The 20,579-nt window shown below is 39.8% G+C and carries 16 protein-coding genes; 7 read left to right on the forward strand and 9 right to left on the reverse strand.

Annotated features, from left to right (window positions below; translation table 11 throughout):
- Positions 1 to 4: 4 nt before the first annotated feature.
- The 6 genes from WC614_08575 to WC614_08600 all read right to left on the reverse strand — a co-directional run bounded on the left by WC614_08575 (position 5) and on the right by WC614_08600 (position 8,301).
- On the reverse strand, positions 5 to 1,153 hold the full coding sequence (locus WC614_08575) for a 1-deoxy-D-xylulose-5-phosphate reductoisomerase (GenBank protein ID MFA5033060.1): 1,149 nt from the start codon (positions 1,151 to 1,153) through the stop codon (positions 5 to 7).
- A 36-nt stretch (positions 1,154 to 1,189) separates the two neighbouring features.
- Positions 1,190 to 2,761 carry a SurA N-terminal domain-containing protein gene (locus WC614_08580; GenBank protein ID MFA5033061.1) on the reverse strand — a complete coding sequence of 524 codons (1,572 nt, stop codon included), beginning with the start codon at positions 2,759 to 2,761 and terminating at the stop codon, positions 1,190 to 1,192.
- 459 nt (positions 2,762 to 3,220) lie between these two features.
- Positions 3,221 to 4,144 carry a glycosyltransferase gene (locus tag WC614_08585; GenBank protein MFA5033062.1) on the reverse strand — a complete coding sequence of 308 codons (924 nt, stop codon included), beginning with the start codon at positions 4,142 to 4,144 and terminating at the stop codon, positions 3,221 to 3,223.
- Positions 4,141 to 5,082: a glycosyltransferase gene (locus WC614_08590; GenBank protein MFA5033063.1), complete on the reverse strand. Its 942-nt coding sequence runs from the start codon at positions 5,080 to 5,082 to the stop codon at positions 4,141 to 4,143. Before WC614_08590 ends, WC614_08585 begins: the two co-directional genes overlap by 4 nt.
- A gap of 168 nt (positions 5,083 to 5,250) precedes the next feature.
- Positions 5,251 to 6,405, reverse strand: a complete 1,155-nt coding sequence (locus tag WC614_08595; protein MFA5033064.1) for a lipid-A-disaccharide synthase-related protein — start codon at positions 6,403 to 6,405, stop codon at positions 5,251 to 5,253.
- A 189-nt stretch (positions 6,406 to 6,594) separates the two neighbouring features.
- Positions 6,595 to 8,301 (reverse strand): TonB-dependent receptor, encoded by a 1,707-nt coding sequence (locus WC614_08600; protein ID MFA5033065.1) that lies wholly within the window; start codon positions 8,299 to 8,301, stop codon positions 6,595 to 6,597.
- Positions 8,302 to 8,797: 496 nt separating this feature from the next.
- Between WC614_08600 and tuf the strand changes: the two genes are divergently transcribed.
- Together tuf and recA are read left to right on the forward strand one after the other, a co-directional pair.
- On the forward strand, positions 8,798 to 9,991 hold the full coding sequence (tuf, locus tag WC614_08605; protein MFA5033066.1) for an elongation factor Tu: 1,194 nt from the start codon (positions 8,798 to 8,800) through the stop codon (positions 9,989 to 9,991).
- 195 nt (positions 9,992 to 10,186) lie between these two features.
- A complete protein-coding gene (gene recA / locus WC614_08610; protein MFA5033067.1) occupies positions 10,187 to 11,278 on the forward strand; it encodes a recombinase RecA in 1,092 nt (363 codons plus the stop codon).
- Positions 11,279 to 11,689: 411 nt separating this feature from the next.
- Here recA and WC614_08615 read toward each other — a convergent pair whose 3' ends face one another.
- Entirely contained in the window at positions 11,690 to 12,112 is a 423-nt protein-coding gene (locus WC614_08615; protein MFA5033068.1) for a hypothetical protein, read from the reverse strand.
- A 217-nt stretch (positions 12,113 to 12,329) separates the two neighbouring features.
- On the opposite strand from WC614_08615, the gene mutL reads away from it, so the two are divergent.
- Both mutL and WC614_08625 read left to right on the forward strand, forming a co-directional pair.
- Entirely contained in the window at positions 12,330 to 13,910 is a 1,581-nt protein-coding gene (mutL, locus tag WC614_08620; GenBank protein MFA5033069.1) for a DNA mismatch repair endonuclease MutL, read from the forward strand.
- Positions 13,911 to 13,977: 67 nt separating this feature from the next.
- Positions 13,978 to 14,268 (forward strand): (2Fe-2S)-binding protein, encoded by a 291-nt coding sequence (locus WC614_08625; protein ID MFA5033070.1) that lies wholly within the window; start codon positions 13,978 to 13,980, stop codon positions 14,266 to 14,268.
- 5 nt (positions 14,269 to 14,273) lie between these two features.
- On the opposite strand, the gene WC614_08630 is transcribed toward WC614_08625, so the two are convergent.
- Together WC614_08630 and WC614_08635 are read right to left on the reverse strand one after the other, a co-directional pair.
- On the reverse strand, positions 14,274 to 15,014 hold the full coding sequence (locus WC614_08630) for a hypothetical protein (GenBank protein ID MFA5033071.1): 741 nt from the start codon (positions 15,012 to 15,014) through the stop codon (positions 14,274 to 14,276).
- A 192-nt stretch (positions 15,015 to 15,206) separates the two neighbouring features.
- Entirely contained in the window at positions 15,207 to 17,435 is a 2,229-nt protein-coding gene (locus WC614_08635; protein ID MFA5033072.1) for a T9SS type A sorting domain-containing protein, read from the reverse strand.
- 279 nt (positions 17,436 to 17,714) lie between these two features.
- Between WC614_08635 and WC614_08640 the strand changes: the two genes are divergently transcribed.
- The 3 genes from WC614_08640 (at position 17,715) to WC614_08650 (ending at position 20,501) form a co-directional block, all read left to right on the forward strand.
- Entirely contained in the window at positions 17,715 to 18,548 is an 834-nt protein-coding gene (locus WC614_08640) for a hypothetical protein (GenBank protein MFA5033073.1), read from the forward strand.
- A gap of 242 nt (positions 18,549 to 18,790) precedes the next feature.
- Complete coding sequence (locus WC614_08645) at positions 18,791 to 19,519, forward strand: hypothetical protein (protein ID MFA5033074.1); 729 nt, start codon at positions 18,791 to 18,793, stop codon at positions 19,517 to 19,519.
- Between the two features lie 43 nt (positions 19,520 to 19,562).
- The gene (locus WC614_08650) at positions 19,563 to 20,501 is read left to right on the forward strand and encodes a hypothetical protein (protein MFA5033075.1); all 939 of its coding nucleotides are present in this window, start codon (positions 19,563 to 19,565) and stop codon (positions 20,499 to 20,501) included.
- Positions 20,502 to 20,579 lie beyond the last annotated feature (78 nt).

Genomic DNA, 20,579 nt, shown 5'->3' on the forward strand with positions numbered 1-20,579 from the left:
TACGTTAAAGATTCAAAAAGTCAACTGTTTTAGCTTTTGCCCATTTTTCCGCTTCCTCTATTTCCTTAAATGTTGGGCTTGGTATAACTTTATGTTTTGACATAACTTTTTCTATGATACGTGGGATGTCTTCAAATTTTATTTTTTTATGTAAGAATGCATTTACGACTTCTTCGTCTACGGCATTTAATACTGCCAGCATCGTCCCGCCTATTTTTGCGGACTCGTAAGCAAGCCCCAAACAGGGGAATCTTTTGAAATCGGGTTTGCTGAATTCCAGTTTAATCCCGCTTTTGAAATCCAGTTGTTTTGCCATAGAAGGAACTCTTAAAGGGTAAGTCAATGCATACTGGATTGGAAGTTTCATGTCGGGCAATCCCATCTGGGCAATAACCGAAGAATCCGGAAATTCTACCATTGAGTGAACAATTGATTGCGGGTGTATTACGACTTCTATGTTTTTCACGGGCACATCAAACAACACACTTGCCTCGATAACTTCAAATCCTTTATTCATAAGGGTGGCGGAATCTATCGTAATTTTTTTCCCCATTTTCCATACGGGATGGAGTAATGCGATTTCCGGGGTAATGTTTTTTACGGATTTTTTGTTCCAAAAAGGTCCACCGGACGCAGTTAAGAGTATGCGTTTCACAACAAAGTCTTTTGCTCCTTTGGCTCTATAAGAACCAAGGCATTGATGTATTGCGGAATGTTCGGAATCCACGGGCAGGAGGGATGCTTTTGATTTACTCAATTCTTTCATAATTATCGTTCCGTAAGCAACGAGTGTTTCTTTATTTGCGATGGCAATTGTTTTATTTGCTTTTATTCCGGCAAGCATAGGACGAACCCCGATGGAACCGACAAGTGCGTTTAACACGATGTCCACGTCCGGGTGGCTTGCGAGTTCGCATAAGCCATCCGTTCCGGCAAGCACTTTACAATTGAGTTTTTTATTTATTTTTGAAAAAGAACTATTTGCGACACATACGTATTTTGGTTTAAATTGTTCTATTTGTTTTTGGAGGAGTTCTGTATTTTCGAAGCAGGTAATGGCGAATACTTTATATTCCGGTCCGAGCTTTTGAATGACTTCAAGTGTTGATTTTCCTATGGAACCGGTAGCCCCGAGAATGCATACGTTTTTCATAGATTTGTGATATTTGACGTTTGCCCAAAAGAAAGATTAGTAGGTCTTATATCTGTAATCCTGGATTTTGGCAGTTTCTTTTTGCCCGTTTACCCATTCCGTAAAGATTTTTTTGCCTTCTTCTTCCGACCATATGCTATAGAACTGGGGCATTTCATTTTTTATGGAATCGGCTTCGGGTTGAATTCTGTCTAAAGAATGAACTATATAAGATGTGCCGTTAACTACTACGTACATCGTAGTATCTTTTGGAATGTTTACTGCTTGCATAAAGAATTCAGGCCCTTCCGGCGAGCTGTAGAAATCAAATGTTCCGGGGTTTATTGCCGTTAAGCCTTTTGCTTTAACGAATTCTTTAAAGCCTTGTTTAAACAAAATAGGAGAATTTACAGACAGGTATTTGTATTTAACTTTATCGGCTATGTCGTTAAATTTTGGTATATACTTCTCGGATATGCCGGCAGTTCGGACAACATAAAAAGCGTTTTCGCCTTCCACGGGACCTATAAGAATAGGCTTCTTTTTAGACTCAATATAAGACAAGTCAATTTCGTTTATCGGCGCTTCGTCTATCCTGCTTGTTTTAACTTCCATTTTGTATGCTTTTGCCGTTCCTTCAAAATCGGATTTTGCTTCTTCAATAAAGCTTTCCGCAGATTCTTCTACTCTACCCATCGTCTCAGTAGAAGGATGCATCGGCAATAATAAACTTCCTACAATACTGTCTTTTTTTACGGAAATATGCCAGCCGTCATCTTTCTTGACGATGCCTGAGTTTTCAGGTTTTTCCGGCAATAAAATGCAGTTATGGGTTTCGACTATAGTGTCAAGGGGGGTTCCCTGAAGCGCAAGATTAAGAATTTCTTCTGCTGCTGCCTTGGAATCCATTTCATCTTCAACGGTTATTTTTATCGGGAACATAACATATTTTACAATTGGTTTGCTTTCTTTGGCAAAAATATCTTTATTCTTGTCGTAATAGTTTTGTATTTCAAATGGACTTACTTCGGGGGCCGATTTTACATATTCCACTTTTAGTTTAGTTCTTCTCTGCAAGAATTCTTCCATAAAGTCTATGGTAGTCGGTCTAACTGTTCCTACAATCATCTGGTATAGGACCTGTCTCGGCAATTGAGTTCTCAGCACTTCTTCGTAACTTTTCAGCCATTCAATATTTGAGGGATTGGAAATTATGGATAAATATTTACCGTAGTCAAATTGTCCGTTTGTTTGCAATGAGGTATCGCCTAGCAACTGTGGTGGAGGGTTAGTTTTTATGAACTCAACGATATTTTCATCCGTGATGTTAATCTTTTTCTTTTGTATTGCGTTGTTAATCAATACATCTTCTACCAGTTTATTGAAAGCCGCTTTTCCTGCTTCGCTTCTTGATTGCCCGCTTTTAACATAATATTCCATAAGGTCGCCGTAAGCTTTATAAGTAATCGGTTCTTTGTTTACTTCTGCGATTATTCCCTGGTCGCGTTTGCTTATTTTCTGGGTAGAATAGTCCTGCATTCCCCAGCCAACGAATATAAAGGCTACGAATACTATTATAAGAAGCCAGAGAAAATATACTGTTTTCCCCCTCAATCTTCGCATCATCATAGATTATTTCCCTCCCAAAAATGTATCCGCTTTAGGCGGACCAAACAATTAATAAAAGTTTTTATTTAATAGCCTAAAAATGATTTATTGTCAATTTATATATTTCTAGTTGATGTTTTTTGAGAGGTTCTGTCTGCTTATAGACATAACAATAACGGCGTTATTGCAATGTCTGTTTGTAGGGAACGCATATATGCGTTCCCTACAGTCTCTGCAGACAAATCTACTCAAAAAACTGGCAGTTACCCCGCCGGAGCGGAATAAACTCCGGTTTATTCCTATGCAAAAAGAAATAATTTTTCTGTTTTAATCTCGTAAAATCCCTGTTAAATCCTTTGTTTCTTTTCGTGCTTTTCTTCCATTTTTTATTTGTGTTTCCGTGATTGAAATCTTTCTGTCTTTTAATCTTTTTCTGCGATCATCTGCGTCCAAAAATTTTGTTCCCTACCTACTGCCTACCTACTTTCTAATGCTCTTAATTCCCTTTGCGCGGTAGTGGTATTTCGTAAGTTCTTTAAGTATGGGAAATATAAACGGCAAGGGAAAATCTATACTCTTTACCAGCAAATTAAACAATCCCGTTTTTTCTATCCATTTGTTGGTTTGTAATAAACCCGACAGGTAAAGCACTTTTAAATTTGCGACGTTTTCCGAAGTTTTTCCCTGCGCGCGCGCTATGAAACGCAGTGAAGTTCTTCCACGTTCCTCGGCTTTGGAAAAAACGTTTTTTAGTTTTTCTCTGGTATAAAACCCGTCAACGTGATAAGCAATACAGTTGTTAAATGCATACACGACTTTTACTCCGGCTTTTTTAAGCCTCATCCCAAGTTCCACGTCCATATATCCCATAAATTTATATTCATCAAACAGACCTACATCCAGAAGTTTTTGTTTGGGAACGGAGCAGTTTTGTATTACGAGTCCTGTGTTACATATCCCGTCTACTCGCAGGGTTTTGATGCCGAATTTCTCCGGTCTGCTTATGTGTCTGACTACGCCCTGGACTGCAATGTTTGGATTATTTTTATGCAACTCAATATGGTCGGCAATGAAGTTTTTATCTACCAGAACGTCCGAATCTACGAAAATGATTATTTCTCCGGATGCATTTTTTATGCCAACGTTTCGCGCTGCCCAACATCCTATCCTTTTAGGTAATTTTATATACCTTATTGATTTGCTGAGTGACGAAATTAAGTCTCCCGTGTTATCATCTGAAGCGTCATCAATAATAATAATTTCATAATCTTTTGCGGATTGGTTTGACAAATGGCGTATGCAATCTTTTAAAACCCAGGAACGATTTCTTGTCGGAATAATTATGGAACATCCCGCCTTGTCGGAGATCCCGCTGTGGCGGTGGGCGGTGATGGATGCTTTCATTTTTTCATCTCCGCTTCTCTTATCCCTTTCGCGCGATAATGATATTTAACTGCTTTCCTGAACAACGGAAACAACGGGTAAATAGGAGAGTCTATACTGTTCTCAAGAAATTTCATACACGACGGTTTTTCCACCCACTTATCCGTATTAAGAAATTTTGCTTTGGCAAGTATTTTCTTTGTATGGGCGATTTGTTCTGCTTTTGCCCCATGTTTTTTAGTAAAATAATACGCACATTTCCCGCGTTCAAAATGTTTTGAAATATATTCTTTAATGCTTTTTTTGCTATGAGGCAGGTTAATATGGTATGCCTTACATTGTTTAATTGCGTACCGGAATCTTAATCCCAGATTCTGCAATCGGATACCCAAATCTATATCTTCATACCCGATACCAAAAGTTTCATCAAATAACCCGGCCTTTATAAGCCATTCTTTTTTTATGGATGCATTTTGCGATACGAGTATTCCAAAGGACATCAGATTGGTATAGAAAAGTTTAAATGTTGCTTTCCGTATATCTTTTATGTAGCGCACCATACCTTGCAGAATTATATCGGGATATTGCGTATGAATATTGATATGGTCTTTAATAAAATCCGGATGTACCAAAACATCGCTGTCTACGAATATAATAAGTTCGCCTGTTGCTATTTTTATTCCGGCGTTCCTTGCGGCATGAGGTCCACTCTGTTTCTCCAATTTTATGTATTTGAGGTTTGAATATTTTCCCAGCTGAGCTGGATAAGTTGGAGTAATCTGCCTATCGTCGGAAACTCCAACTAAAAACTTTGATATTATTTTTGCCGTATCATCGGTAGAGGCATCGTCTATAACGATTACTTCGTAGTCGGAAATGCTCTGGTTCAGAATGTGTTGAAGACAATCTTTCAATATATAAGCCCTGTTGTGTGTAGGTAAAATTACGGATGCTTTCATATCGTTTTTTTTTTTTTTTTATTCAAATCAGGGTAGAGGACGGAGCACGTGCTCCGTCCTACCCAATATAATTGTCATAAATGTTTGTCGGGGCAGTTGCTCTGAATATACTAGTGGGGTTGACCGACGTCGGTCAACCTGCCCCATTTTTTCTTCCCTACATACTATCTACTTCATGCTACCTACTATAACTTGTGCTATTCTTTCTGCGCCACCGGACGGACCCATCCTGAATTTTCCGATTTTGCTTCTCCTTTTTATTTCATCGGGATGCTGTAATAAAAACATTATTTCATTTACGACTTCGTCAGGGAAATTTTTAACAACTTTCAAACATCCCCCCAATAAATTTTGCTGGTTATTCATTCGCACGTTCGAAGTTTGCGGGCCTGTTCCTTGGAACCCAACGATAGGTTTCCCGAAATACGCTGCCTGTTCGTTTGCCGTTCCCGCTAACCCGATTATAATATTTGCCTGCTCAATTATGTCAACAAAAGCATTGTAATATAAAAATACTTTTGTGTCTTTTTTTGTCAGAACGCTTATATCATCGGTTGACAAATTCCATCCGTTATTTTGAGAAAGAGTTGTCAACGTATCCAACTTAATAGTATTCGGCAAAGCCGTAACGAAGGATAATTTCGGTAAGTTTTTTTGTTCGAGCAACTCAACGACTTGTAGTATTTTGATAAAATTTTTATAAGCTTCGGTTCGTGAACCGGGAAGTATTCCGATTGTGATAGAATTCTTTTCCGGGGTGAATTTATGTTCACGTTTTAGTTCGTCAACCATCGGGTTGCCGACAAATGTCGCGGGGACGTTATTTTTTCGTAAGTTATTTGCGGTATATTCATCGTGAGTAAAAATTTGTTTTATTTGTTTTTTGTGAATCAGACTTCTCATTATCCACAACTCAACTTTGTAATGGGGGTTCTGGTAATCGGACTTAGCGGGAGCAAGAAAGAAGATAGGTTTGCGTGCGCCGAGCCATCCCAGAATGAGCAAAAAAACGTCTCCCGTTATCATAACGGAATCCGTTTTTGGACGAAGTTTTTTAAGGGCAAGGCAATATCTGATGGGAATGTAAAACCCTGTTAGCACGTCAAGAATTCCGGCAATGCTTCTTGTGGTAAAGCCTCCGGACGGTGGGACTTTAGTTTTCAGGAGAACGGGGATATTTCTTTTTTCGTATTCTTCGCCAAAGGATATGAGTGGCGCGCCTATGATTTCGGTATCGGGGCGCATCTTTTTTAGTGCGGAAGCGATAATGGCGGCGGAGCGGTCTTCGCCGTAACAGTTACTTAAGAAAAGAACGGTAGGCATTATTGTAATGCAAGCATCTTGCTTGCTGATATCAGATACAATGTATATTAGACATAAATAATGTCAACAAATAACAGACCTAGCGAACAGTTTAATAAGTTTAGTGAGTTGAGTTAGTAAGAGAAAGAAAAGAATAAGTCATACAGGGCATATAAGAAATATAAGTCAACAGGCAAGAGAAAAGGCCGTCTATATTTCTAACTTAATTCCTACCTGATAACCTCTGCCGGGCATCTCCATATTGAGGTCTTTATAGTAAGCATCCAACAAATTCATTCCCTGCAGGAATAACTTCCCTTTTATTGAAGTCGTGGCCTGAATTTCTACCGATAGTTTACCATTGAACACATAATAATACGTCGTGCCTTGCACCATTACCGTGTCCTGTAACTCCTTATATAAACCGTCTATACTCGTTTCAATGCCATACGGAAACGTGTATTTCAGTTCACCCGAAATCAATTGCTTTGCCCTGTTGCGGATGTATTTTGCGGTTTGCATATTTTGCGCCCACAGATACGTATAGTTCAAACGAAGTATCTTTGAAGTTAACCCCGTTTCAATCCCTTTCACACGGTCACTCGTTATGTTTCTTGCGTGGACAAAACCGTCCGATTCCCCTACCCAGTCTATAATATTATTCCCGTCCCGTATGAATACCGAATTCATAAGAGTGAAATTCTTTACTGTATAATCAATACCCGCTTCATAATTCCACGCGTTTTCGGGTTTCAAGTTTGGATTTCCTCTTAAATTGCCCACATTATAATATAATTCTGTAAAAGACGGCGTCCTGAATGCGTGTCCAACGGATACACGGATTTTTATCGGCGAGCGAAATCCTTTGCTTAACTCAAACCTCGGATTGGTCTGCCAGCCGTAAAGCGAATTGTAGTCAGACCGTATGCCTGTTATAAAAAACATTCTACGACCAATTTTTTTGCGCAACTGTCCAAACAGGGCAAACTTTCCGACGATATGGTTGTCAAGTATGTTGCTTGTTAAATAGTCAAATACGGTTTCCGTGCCGAGGATAAAAGATTTGGTGCTGAGTTGCGTTTCAGCGCCTATCGTATAAACCGTATGTCGATTAACCGGACTGTCGGGATTGGTTATGTTTTGGGTGTATTTATCTTTGTGGATACGCGAATAGACATTGGTTTTCAAAAGCCGGTTTTCGAGTTTTATTCCCGAGAATATCGTATTCGTGTGTTCCCGCGCATAATGCTGGCCGTAAAAATCTGCTGCGCCGAATTCTTTCTCCATATAATTTATAAAAGTATGAGTTAATTTTGTGGAATATTGCGCTCCATAAGTCGAGTTTTTGAAGTCCGTGTTCTCCCTGTACCCGTCAGAAGACGAACTCTCATAAGATAGTCCGGCTTTTTCGTTTTCAACGCTTGCGGTTTTGAGTTGTGCATTGTAGGTCCCGAAAGAAGTTCCTGCGGAAGCGTGAAACTTTTCCCCTGCGGGACGGGTTATAATATTGACGACTCCGCCAAAAGCGTCAGGCCCGTAAATGGAAGAAGCGCTCCCACCGAGTATTTCGATTTTGTCTATATCCGAAACCATAAAAGGAATTTCAAGATTATGATGAGAGGTCTGGGGGTCGTTCATTCTTATCCCGTTTACCAAAACCAATGCCTGGTTAAAAGTTGAGCCTCTTATCGATAAATCAGTTTGCACGCCGGGCAGCCCCCTGTCGGAAGCGTTAACGGATAATGCAGTTTTAAGGGCATCGCTAAGGGAGGAGGTGGTGAAATCTTTAATTACGGTGATAGCACGGGAGGATTCGGAAAGTTTGGTAGGAGTTCGTGTGCCGACGACGACAACGGTGTCCATCATATATGTTTTGATGGGAGTTGCGGACAGAAGAAATAAAAAAGGTATAAGCATTGGGGTATAATAGGAGGGGATTCAAAAATTGCAAGTTTTTCTTACGGGAAGTCTCACCGCAGAGTCGCAGAGTACGCAGAGAAGAAATAAAATTTAGAGTCAAACAACATAACAGATAGAAGAGAGTTTAACAAAAGAGGAGAAGAGGACACAGAGGAAAGAAATTGTAACTGCAGATAAATCCGCCTGAGGCGGACAGGCGCTAATAAACACAGATAAAAATTCGTAGAATTTCGCATATTTTTGTCCTTTGCGTGCGGAGTTTATCCCGAAAAAGGCGGGACGACTCTGCGGTGAATATTTCTTATCTCTTCAATTTCCACCTACCCCAGAAAAGAAAAAAGGGAGAATATTCGTTGCAGAGTTTCCCCGAATATAGTTAGAAATAAAGGTATATATTTATTTTCTTGACAATTATTTTAGTATAAGATAAGTTAAGCAGAATATAGATTTAACAAGACAAATAACAATTTAGTATCAGGGAGGAGGATGTTTTATGGCAAAAGAAAAATTTGAACGGAAAAAGCCGCACGTAAACATAGGGACAATAGGCCACGTCGACCATGGAAAAACAACATTAAGTGCTTGTATTACAAAGGTGCTCGCAACCAAGAAATATGCAAGCTTTATGGCTTATGACCAGATAGATAAGGCACCTGAAGAAAGAGCTCGTGGATTGACCATTCAGTTATGTCACCTTGAATACGAGACGGACAAAAGACACTATGCACACATCGATTGCCCGGGACATCGTGACTACATTAAAAATATGATTACCGGTGCAGCACAGATGGACGGAGCAATACTTGTAGTTTCAGCTGCAGACGGAGCACAGGCGCAAACTCGCGAACACGTTCTACTTGCAAGACAGGTAAACGTTCCCGCGCTTGTCGTATGTATGAATAAAATTGACCAGGTCGATGACCCCGAATTACTCGAACTCGTTGAACTTGAAATCAGAGACCTTTTAAAGAAATACGAATTCCCCGGCGATACAACGCCAATCATAAAGGGTTCAGCATTGAAATGCCTCGAAAGTCCTGACCCGAATGCAGATTGCTGCAAATTTATATGGGAACTTATGGACGCAGTGGATAGTTTTATTCCTGAGCCTACAAGAGAAGTAGACAAAACGTTCCTTATGTCAGTGGAAGACGTTTTCTCGATTACAGGTCGTGGAACGGTAGCGACGGGAAGAGTTGAAAGAGGCAGAGTGAAAGCAGGCGACCCGTTGGAAATCGTAGGATTTACAGACACACAGAAAACTACGGCAGTAAGCGTTGAAATGTTCAGAAAGATACTCGATGAAGGACTTGCAGGGGATAACCTTGGAGTACTTTTAAGAGGTGTAGAAAAAGACAAAGTTGAAAGAGGTATGGTTCTTGCAACACCGGGAACAATAACTCCGCATACACATTTCAAAGGAAGAGTGTATATTTTGACACAGGCGGAAGGCGGAAGACATACGGCTTTCTTTAACGGATATTCGCCACAGTTCTTCTTTAGAACGATGGACGTTACCGGTAATGCAAACCTTCCGGCAGGTGTAGAAATGGTAATGCCGGGCGATAACGTTGAACTTGAAATAAAATTGATTTCACCGGTTGCAATGGAAAAAGAAATGAGATTCGCCATCAGAGAAGGTGGACAGACAGTCGGAGCCGGCGTAGTAACTGAAATCATATCGTAAGACTGCTAAGAAAAAGTTGTTTGAACGTTTGTAGGTTTGAATGTTTGCCCAGTATAGCTGGATAAGTTGGACTAAAGTCCCGCTTTCGTCATAGCTAAAGTTCAACTATTCAACTAATTAGGTAAAGAAATAACGGATAACAAGATATAATTTAATTTTCTCCGAACAATTGAAGAGAAAGAGGAGTGGGGTGTCATGGATATAGATCGTAAAAAAGCAATAGACGAAGCATTAAAACAGATAGAAAAGTTTGCAGGAAAAGGTTCAATAATGAGACTGGGCGACGAAGAAGTTCACGAATTCAAAGACATTATTCCGACGGGTTCACTTGCTCTTGACAAGGCGCTTGGAATCGGAGGAATCCCCAAAGGAAGAATTACGGAAATATTCGGAGCTGAAGGAAGTGGAAAAACTACACTTGCGCTGCATATTCTGGCAAATGCCCAGAAACAGGGCGGAGTAGGCGCTTTCATTGACGTAGAACATGCATTAGACCCGTTTTATGCCAAGAATCTTGGTGTGGATACGGTTAACCTTTTAATCTCCCAACCGGATACGGGCGAACAGGCATTGGAAATAGCCGAAGTCCTTACGAGAAGCGGCGGGTTAGACGTAATAATCGTTGACTCGGTGGCAGCTCTTGTTCCACGAGCCGAAATAGAAGGTGAAGTCGGAGATGCTTTTATCGGATTACAGGCAAGACTTATGTCACAGGCTTTGAGAAAACTTACCGGTATAGTCAGTAAATCAAAAGTAAGCATTATATTCATAAACCAGTTAAGATATAAAATAGGCGTTATGTTTGGAAATCCTATGACGACACCCGGCGGACTTGCATTGAAATTCCATTCATCAATTAGACTTGAAATGTTAGGTTCTGCTCCTATTAAAAGAGGAGAAGAAAGAGTCGGCAGCAGGATGAAAGTCAAGGTAGTGAAAAACAAATTTGCACCTCCTTTCAAATCGGCAGAGTTCGATATGTTTTTTGGCAAAGGAATATCTAAAGAAAGTGAAATTATTGATATTGCTTCCGAGAATGATATCATTGATAAGTCCGGCGCATGGTTCTCTTATAAAGGGGAGAAACTCGGGCAGGGAAAAGAAAACACTTTGGAAATGCTGATACAGCGTCCGAAAGTCTTGGCCGAAATAGAAAAAGAAGTAAGGAAATTCCTTAAGCTTGCTCCGGTCGAACTGGCGAAAATAGAGAAAGAAATAAAGAAAGCCGTTAAGACGGAAGTAGCCGAACTAGAGAAGGAAATAAAAAAGGTTACGAAACCGGAATAAGTTTTTTTCTATTGAATTGTTTTTCTTCGTTGGAAAATCCATAAAACTCTAATACCTACTAATTTGCCACAAAAACACTAAAACACGAAAGACGGAAAGAGTGCACACAGATTCCCACACCTGCCTGCCGGTAGGCAGGGATTAGAAAGATAAGCACAGATTAAACAGAGAGAACAGAGACAACTAACGGAAATTTTGGCCCAGCTGAGCTGGATAGGAATCTCTAAGGGCTTCGCCCAAGAGCTTCTTACCACGGATAACAGACCCAACAAACTCTAAGGATTACATCCAAGAGTTTGTAAACGGATCTCCACGGATAGAAAAACAGATAATTTAACAGGGATTTGCAAGAGATTAAGAAAGATTAACACAGATTGAAAAGTTTATTTGAAGTTATTAAAAGCTAAAGGATTATCCAAACCCGTTTGATGATTCATTCCATACAAATCTTGATATTATAGCTCTTACTTTTAAAGTATCGCTCGACGAAGTATTTACAATTTTAAATACAACGGTATCACACTTATCCGTTTTCCAATACCAATTAATAGAAAAAGTTGTATCTTTTCTAATGTCCGTATATTCTCCCGTTTTGTAAGCACTAAGAACTACTCGCCCGGTAGAAGGCCCGTATTCTCTAGTTACTTCAAAACGCAACGTATCTTCACGAGATTGTGGCTGTTTCCACGTAACAGAATCGTTCTCGGGGATAATCCATGTTGAGTCACATGCAAGAATCAATGTTCTATAAGGTGGAGCTTTTCTGCACGATGATGAACAACAAACAAGAAGAGCAAAGATTATGCAAGAAACAAGAGAATAAATAATTTTCATATCTATGAGGAAGATATTGTCTTTATGTTAATTTGTCAATAGAAAAGGGAAGAGGTAGGAGCAGATGCTCCTACCTACCCGCTGTTTTTCTTCGTTGGAAAGATATACTTTTTTCCCAATTGACAAGTCCATATTTCCTATATAACATCTTTTTAGTGTTGGGATGCATAGAACAAGCAGGGCATTAAAGCCCTGCCTACCCAATAAGAGAATTAAAATGGAATCACGAATCATAAAACTTTCCGAAGATATAATTGCAAAGATTGCCGCAGGCGAAGTTATAGAACGCCCCGCTTCCTGCATTAAAGAATTAATCGAAAACGCAATTGACGCCGGTGCGCATACCATATCCTGCGAAGTCAAAGGGAATGGAGTTCCCGAACTTAAAGTCATTGACGACGGTTACGGGATGAGTCAGGACGAAATAGAAATCGCCGTCCAGCCGCATACCACAAGTAAACTCAAAACCGAAAAAGATTTGTTCAACATAAAAAACTTCGGGTTCAGGGGAGAAGCCCTCGCTTCAATATGCAAAGTCGCAGAAGTAGAAATCACTTCCCGCGTTGCTTCCGAACCAAACGGAAATTACATAAAAGTGCGGGACGACCAAATACTTGAAAAGAAACCGGCATCAAGAAATACGGGCACGACAATAAGAATTAAGGATTTGTTTTATTCTATGCCCGCGAGAAGAAAATTCCTGAAATCCGCCCCGGTAGAACTTAAACATATTATAAACGTAATCCAGAATATGGCGCTCGTGTATCCTGATATCGCTTTTACTCTTACACACGACGATAAAGAAATCATGAAATTTCCAAAATCGGACTTGAAACACAGGATACTTGCAATGCTTGGAAACGATTTTCTTGCCTCGCTTGCTCCCATAGAACATAAAGTTTCCGATTTCGTATTCAGCGGATACCTGTCAAAACCTTTCAGTTTTGCGGAACACCCAAAGCAATTTATTTTCATAAACAACAGAACGTGCAGGGACAGAATAGTGAGACGCGCCATAGAAAACGCATACGCCGTTCCGATGAAAGAAAAGATTCCGTCGTTTGTAGTGTTCCTGAAAGTGCCGCCGGAATTCATAGATGTAAACGTTCACCCGAGAAAAGAAGAAGTGCGGTTCAAAGACGAATCTTTTATTTATAATTTGATAATAAACGGAATACGAATTGGACTGGGAATAAAAGGATTCACGGGACAGGAACAATACCAGGTGTTGGAAGAAGCTTTTGACCCTAAGGAATGCGAAGTATGGCAGCTGCATAACTCTTATATATTTGCCCAGACCCCTTCGGGATTGCTTATCGTTGACCAACACGCTGCGCACGAACGAATTATGTTTGAAAGGGTAATGAGGGAAAAGGGCACGTCACAAAAACTGCTTTTTCCCGTAGTTGCAGAACTTACAGACATAGAAGAAAAGTTCTTATTGGAATATAAAGATTGTCTTATAAAGTTAGGTTTTGAGATAGAAGAATTCGGGAAAGCGACGTACAGGATTACTGCTATTCCTTCCGTATTAAAGGAATGCACGGCACCTGAATTCAAGTCGTTGTTGTCCGAGTTGCAGGAGAACGAAGCGATAAGCGAAGACAAATTTACGAATGCCGCAAAAAGGGTTGCTTGCAGAGCATCGGTAATGGCAGGCGCTATTATGAAAACACGGGAAATGCAGTCGCTTTTGGACCAGCTATTCCATACGAATAACCCTTATTTCTGCCCTCACGGCAGGCCGACAATAATAAAATTGACAAGAGAAGAATTGGAACGTAAATTCGGAAGATAATTAAAAAAGTAGTAGGTAGTAGTAAGTAGGTAGGAAAGCAGGAAAGATAATCTGCGTCCTAATAAAAATGAGAATAGATAGTCATCCAATATTGGAGTTCAAAAGGGAAAAGAAAACCACTTTTTATTTTGAAGATACAGAAATAGAAGCTTATGAGGGCGAGACTATAGCCGCCGCGCTTATAGCCGCGGGAGTAAAAGTCTTCCAGCACAGCAAACATCACAACAGGCCGCGGGGGTTCTTTTGCGCAATCGGTAAATGTTCCAGCTGTCTTATGGAGGTCAATGGAGTCCTAAACCAGATGACCTGTATGCGGTTGGTAGAACAAGGGATGCGCGTAAAAAGACAGAAGATATAACGGGGTTATTTTATGTAGGGGGAGGCGGTTTTATCGAAGGGGTTTGTCCTCATAGCGAGCGAGAACAGATAAGGATAGTTGTTTTTTAAGTATTTCATATAGTCCAGCCACTGGTGAACCAGCAAAACATATACTCTTTTTATATCCCCGTTTAGATGTTTGTAATCATTTTCCGGGAGGTTTTCCATTGAGTCCCTGCTTTCGAGTTCTTCAGTAAGATGAAACAACGCCCTGAGGAGTTCGGTGAAAGATTCGTGTTCGAGTAAATTGGGATTCTCCAATAAACGGATTGAAAAATTTCTTTTTTCTTTCAGGAATGTTTTTAACTTTTTCAGGTCAATCTTTTTGCTTTCAATAACATAATCGTAACTTTTAAGTTTGAGGCTGACATCGTTGAATTTCTTTTCGGACCAGCTATCGGTTACGATTAAGTCTTTTTTTATTTTATCAAGTTCGGGGTCAAAATCCGAGAAATAAATTATAAGTTTTGTTCCGATTTCGCTGAAAAAAACGCCTATAACCATATTCATTTTTTCCAGAAGGATGCGTTTTTCTCTTTCCGTTAATAATTTATTGAGGATGAAAGTAACAAGTAGAATTTCAATAGGCAAAAAGGCAAGTCCTGCAAGTAAATACATAAACATCAGATTGGCATCTTTGAAAACGGCGAAGAAAATCATATACAGCAATACGGATAATATGATTAAGATTATTGCTGCACGAACCTGCCAACTTAAACGTTTCATTTTTTTTAATTAGACATATAAGTCAATAGAGAAAAACCTAACCCAGAGCCATTATCTTTCGCTTCGCTTCACCACCGCCAAGGCGGGTTGTCGCTTTGCTCCAGATAGGCATCCCTCCGGTAAAAAATTCCGGACAACAAGCTCTAACTAACGTAAGAGCTTGTAAGTAATTGCTAAAGCTTCAAGGGCTGCCTAGATCTTAACTATTTTCTTTGTTATAGTTCTGGTATCCGTGGTAAAGCGTATAAAGTATATACCGTTCTTTATATTTCTATCTTTTAGTTCTATTTGTTGCCTACCTGTTCGAATTTCGTTATTTATGAATTTCTTCACGCATCTGCCGCTTAAGTCATACAGCGCAAGAGTTACTTTTTCCGCTGATGGCAGCATAAAGTCAATGGAAGAAGACGTTTTGAAAGGACTCGGCAAGACGTTGAAATAGAACTTGTTTTTGGGCGAGCCCTCAACTCCTGTCGTATTAACAGAAAGTTTTACGTTAAGGTTTACGACTTCTTCATCTTCAACTAAATCTTTGGCGGAGAATACTACATACCATTTTCCTTTTGGACAGGTAAAAATAACGGAGCCGGAGTCTACATTATGTCCGATTTCAAAAGCCTGGAAAGCCGAACCTGCTTTATATAGTACAAAGTTGGAAGAATCGCAGATGAAAAATTCTATATTTTTTGCATCATCAAAGTATTCGCCATATCTTTGTATAATGGAGAGTTCGGGTGACGGGTACAGAGCTTGTCCGCGGACGATTTCTTTTTGAACGCCAAAATTGGCTTCTATTTTATAGAACTCCGACATATCCGATAAAGTGTCTTGAGTGACGGAAAGAACAGGTTGTTTTCCGGACAGGTTATGAGACCATGTATAATGTTGTCCGGCAACGGAGCCGGTTACTATTTTATACAATTGGTCTCCCGAGGGATAAAAACCGCGGGTTCCTGCTTTCAGGTTTATAAAGTAGTCTCTTGTATCGCCAACCAGAAAGTCCACTCTGCCGTCAGAATCCGTATATCTTTTATTTCCAAAATCCGGGAAAGAATCCATAGGATCATCATAATAAACACATCCCAGTCTGACCTGCGCGCCATCAACCGGGACACTATTTACATCATTCACAATAACCGTAAGCGTGCAATAAGGTGTGTATCTATGCGTTACGTCATAATTATAACCATCGCCTCTCCAGCAGAAAACGTTATTGAACTGCCATCCATCGTCTTCGTAGTGGGAAGTGGAGTTAATGTAATTATTGATTGGTTCCCACCCCCGGTGATCCGTGTCGTACCATTCGTTCCAGGTATGGTCCCTGCAAACGTCGTAAGGGTCGTTGGTAGGTATCAGTGCAGCTCTTGATGTGGCGGCGGTTATTGCGGCATGTTCGCCGCATCTACCGATATGTATATGGAATATTCTTACAGGTTGGCGCGGTCTTTCCGTTCCGGAGTTAAAAACGAGAACGTCCCTGATCCAATTATTTACGATTCCAATGGCGCCATTATCGCCCGGGTTATCCTTTCTGCCGTTGTATAAAAGTTTTTCTCCGGCAAGAAGGTCTTTTAGTATGGGGGAGACAAAACCTGCTAATATGGTATCGTTTTGATCTGGGTAGACGCTGACTACCGTTGCGGGGCAGGTGTCGGGGTAATTGAACAAATAATCTCTCCAGAATTTTCCGGTCGGTGGAGCGGCTTCTTTTCCTGTTTTAGGGTTTACATAGAACAGGGCTTCATTTGTAATGATTGGGTGAACGACATTCCAGTAATATTCCTCTTTTGGAATTTCAATTTCCGTAGTGTCGTCACCTTTATCCGCTATTTTATATTTTGCGGTAGTATAGCCAGAGTATTCGACAAGGCGAACATAATCAAGAACGCTGTCATTTTTGTATATAAGACTTACGTTATCCAGAAATATTTGGGGATTAGAGTTATAGTGTTCAATAATAACCGGGTCAGTTCGCGCTATTACAAAAGCAAGTTCATCCCTGTAAAGAGAAGGAGCGGATAAAACAAGTGCTCCAAAGACATTCTGTCCCGTAGCGCCCATAAGAGAAAAGTTATCCCATAGAGGTATTCTTATCCATTCCGGGGACGCTTCTACTGCCTGTTTTGCTATAGTAGTAAGAGTATCGGAAAGAATGGGATGAATTCCGTTATTATCAATTAATGCAACATATTCTCCCTTATTTTTTATCCTCCCGTAAAAAGAACAGGTATCAGTAAGTACCCAGTTCGCATCTGTTTTTTTATTTTGGGAAAAGATTTTATTTTTTGTTGGACGCGGGATATTGCCCATAATAACTTCTTTGGTAACATCACCAATTACCTGGAGTTTTTGGATGGGCAGACCCGTTTCCGTGTTTTCCTTCAAAGTAAGTACGGCAAACATAAAGATTAAAAGTGGCATAGTGCCTCCCTTTTGGTTTAAATAATAATTATAATTATATATGTAATTAAGAACGCTATTTGTCAAACATAAAAATAAAATCATCTTAACTCTAAAAAAATTTGACAAAAGCGGGTTAATAAATTATCTTGAGTGCAATAAGCACTTATGAGAAGTTCTCTGTGGTTTTGTTTCGGGCTAAAGCCCAAGAGGGCGTTGAGTTAGTCGTCACCCCCGCTCCTACTGAGGCGGACAGGTCTAAAGGGCAGGGTAAGTTTAAAGAAGAAGTGAGGAGGTAGTTTGAAAAAGTTTTTTGTAGACGGAATAAATCAAATTATACAAATTTTGAACGGCAGTCCAGAAGAAGGTGGGACGTATTATCACACGGTTTTGTGGACAGGCGAGACGGCTTTTCACTGGTGGGCAAATTTCGGGTATGAAGAACTTTTGCAGGAATTAATCATCCCGTACATAAACAAACAGGTCGTTCTGGTGGCTCCTTATGGTGAGAATAAAGCGATAGCGAATTTTGGAGCCGTGTCGTATCTTAAAGTATTTAAAACAATTAAACCTTTATACGGCAGGAAAACAGGCGACAGGTTGTTGTCCCGCAGGTTCCGTAACAAGGAATGCACGCAGGAAGTAATAGAAGCGGCACTGTTAAATAAGTCTGTGGCGGATTCAAAATCCTTGCTCCAGCTTTCATTTATGCCGGATAAAAAGCAGGTGTTCGTAATAATGGATTTCAAGTCGAAGTTGTTAAATTCTGCTTATGACAATAGTATTTTGCCGGTTATACGGGAGTTTGAGTACAGGCCCGTCAGGATGGATGAGATTGTAGAAAAAGATACAGTCAACAATGTCGCGCTGGAAGAGATGACAAAAAGTAACATTATAATCGTGGACTTAACGGAAAGTAAAAACTATTTTTATTATTTAATCGGGTTTGCGTATGCGATTGGCAAGGAGATAATTTTTACCGCACGCAAGGGAACAACGCATTGCCTTGATTTTAAAGGGGTTGCGATTATCGAATGGAGTTCACAGGAAGCGTTGAAACAGGCATTGAGCAAAAAAATCAAAACTCTCCTGCGTAAAATCGAGTCGAAAACACTTTCGAAGAGTCATAAGTAGGAACAGAAGTTTTCACCGCAGACCATGCCAAACAGAATGGCAGGCAGGGAACGCAGAGTTCGCAAAGAACGGAAAGAAACCAGAGTTTTGGACACAGATGAACGCAGATTTCTCAGGAAAAAGAAAAACAAAGAAATTAAAGAAATAAAAAAACAGAAATAATTTAGATTAACAGATAAAGATTACCGCAGATCCCAGGAAAGACTTGAAATTATAGAAACAAAAGAAAAAAGATTATGCAAGTGATTGGTTTGTTTTTATTGCTGAGCGTTTCTAATATAGCGGACAGCAGTAAGTTGAGCCTTCCGGGAAATGATACTTTAGTTTTTTCGGGATACACTTGGATAATAAAAACTTCTGATAGTTTAGTATCCCCGGGACCAAATTATTTTTCGAAGTCTAAAAAAAATGTATGGGTTGATAAGGACGGGTATTTGCATTTGAAGATTACGCGCAGGGAAGACAAATGGAATTGCGTGGAAATAAATTCCGAAAAAAGTTTTGGGTACGGGAGATACATTTTATACCTTGCGAGCAGGGTAGATAGTTTGGATAAAAACGTGTTTTTGGGAATGTCAACGTATAGCGACAGCGTGGAATATAAACATCGTGAAATCGATATAGAGTTGTCGAGGTGGGGAGGTTCGGGTGGATATAACGGGCAGTTTGTGGTCCAGCCGTGGAATGTTTTGGGAAACGTGTACAGGTTCAATATGAAATTAAAGGACAACTATTCCGTTCATAGTTTTAACTGGCAAAAGGGTATTATATATTTCCAGAGTATATGCGGGGAGAAGTATGTTATACCTGACAGCACGAATACTATAAAAGTGTGGAATTATACGAGAGATGGAATTCCGTTACCGGGGGATGAGCGAGTAAAAATTAATTTGTGGTTGGTTAACGGGAAGGCGCCGTCGGATAGTTTGGAGACGGAGGTAGTTGTGAGGAAGTTTGAGTTTGAGAAGTGAGGGGGGAAGGTAACAATTATATCATTATTTTATGACAACAAAAATGAATTTTTGGATTTTTAGTATCTTTTTATTCTTTCCGATAGGAGTAAGGTGTGAAAAACTTATTGCTTACGTAAATAACGGAAATATTTGGTTAATGCATTCCAATGGTTCCCAGAAAAAGCAAATAACATTTGTTGAAAAAGGACGAGGAGAGGAAAAAGCAAACATTGTTGGCCCACTTTCCTGGTCACCGGATAATAAAAAGATAGTATTTGCAAGAGAAGGGTGGTTATCAATACGATATCCCGATGGAGGTGGAGGATGGCAACCTCTTTCCGATTTATGGATTATGAATACTGATGGCAGTGAAATACAAAACATTACAAATAATTATGGCTCAAGCCGTCCTTCATGGTCACCCAAAGAAGATAAAATAGTCTTTAATTACGACAGCATGGCTACAAATATTAATGCCTGTACTCCTATAGTTGATGTTGTAATTATGTCTAATGTGCTCCATGCGAAAAAGTCAATTGTAGAGGCAAGAAAAACATTTATAACCGACGAAATACAAAAATTTAATATAGAAGGTGCTTGCGGACCAGTCTTTTCTCCTGACGGGGCAAAAATATTGTTTGAAATGGTGACAGGGGGACCGCATGGGATAGAAATAATGGATATGGAGGGAAAAATAATTTATACTTTGAAAGAAATGTTTATGACCCCAACATGGAATCAGGATGGGACAAAAATTGCTTGTGCGCCCGGGGGAATATGGATAATTGATATTCAGCAAAAGACAAGAAAACAAATTCTGAATGATAAGGGGAAAGAAATAAATCATTTAAGTTGGTCTTCCGATGGGAAACATATAGCCTTTTCTGCCCGGGAGTGGCCTAATACTGAGTGGAATATTTATACCATCAAAAGTAATGGCGAGGATTTAAAACAGATAACCAATGACGGGAAAAACTTCTATCCCGAATGGTCGCATTAAAGACATTTTAAAGCAGAAGCTCTTGTCAGAACGGGGTAAACTCCGATTTATGTTACATATGTCAAGGTCAGGAGACCT

This window comes from bacterium, assembly GCA_041649255.1.
Lineage (GTDB): Bacteria > Hydrothermota > UBA3073 > JACQXS01 > JAQTXJ01 > JAQTXJ01.

Coding starts and splice junctions, on each gene's coding strand:
- WC614_08625 (MFA5033070.1), top strand. CDS start 13,978: ATGAGAATAGATAGTCATCCAATATTGGAGTTCAAAAGGGAAAAGAAA.
- WC614_08585 (MFA5033062.1), bottom strand. CDS start 4,144: ATGAAAGCATCCATCACCGCCCACCGCCACAGCGGGATCTCCGACAAG.
- WC614_08615 (MFA5033068.1), bottom strand. CDS start 12,112: ATGAAAATTATTTATTCTCTTGTTTCTTGCATAATCTTTGCTCTTCTT.
- WC614_08580 (MFA5033061.1), bottom strand. CDS start 2,761: ATGATGATGCGAAGATTGAGGGGGAAAACAGTATATTTTCTCTGGCTT.
- WC614_08600 (MFA5033065.1), bottom strand. CDS start 8,301: ATGCTTATACCTTTTTTATTTCTTCTGTCCGCAACTCCCATCAAAACA.
- WC614_08650 (MFA5033075.1), top strand. CDS start 19,563: ATGAATTTTTGGATTTTTAGTATCTTTTTATTCTTTCCGATAGGAGTA.
- WC614_08590 (MFA5033063.1), bottom strand. CDS start 5,082: ATGAAAGCATCCGTAATTTTACCTACACACAACAGGGCTTATATATTG.
- WC614_08575 (MFA5033060.1), bottom strand. CDS start 1,153: ATGAAAAACGTATGCATTCTCGGGGCTACCGGTTCCATAGGAAAATCA.
- WC614_08635 (MFA5033072.1), bottom strand. CDS start 17,435: ATGCCACTTTTAATCTTTATGTTTGCCGTACTTACTTTGAAGGAAAAC.
- mutL (MFA5033069.1), top strand. CDS start 12,330: ATGGAATCACGAATCATAAAACTTTCCGAAGATATAATTGCAAAGATT.
- tuf (MFA5033066.1), top strand. CDS start 8,798: ATGGCAAAAGAAAAATTTGAACGGAAAAAGCCGCACGTAAACATAGGG.
- WC614_08595 (MFA5033064.1), bottom strand. CDS start 6,405: ATGCCTACCGTTCTTTTCTTAAGTAACTGTTACGGCGAAGACCGCTCC.
- recA (MFA5033067.1), top strand. CDS start 10,187: ATGGATATAGATCGTAAAAAAGCAATAGACGAAGCATTAAAACAGATA.
- WC614_08630 (MFA5033071.1), bottom strand. CDS start 15,014: ATGAAACGTTTAAGTTGGCAGGTTCGTGCAGCAATAATCTTAATCATA.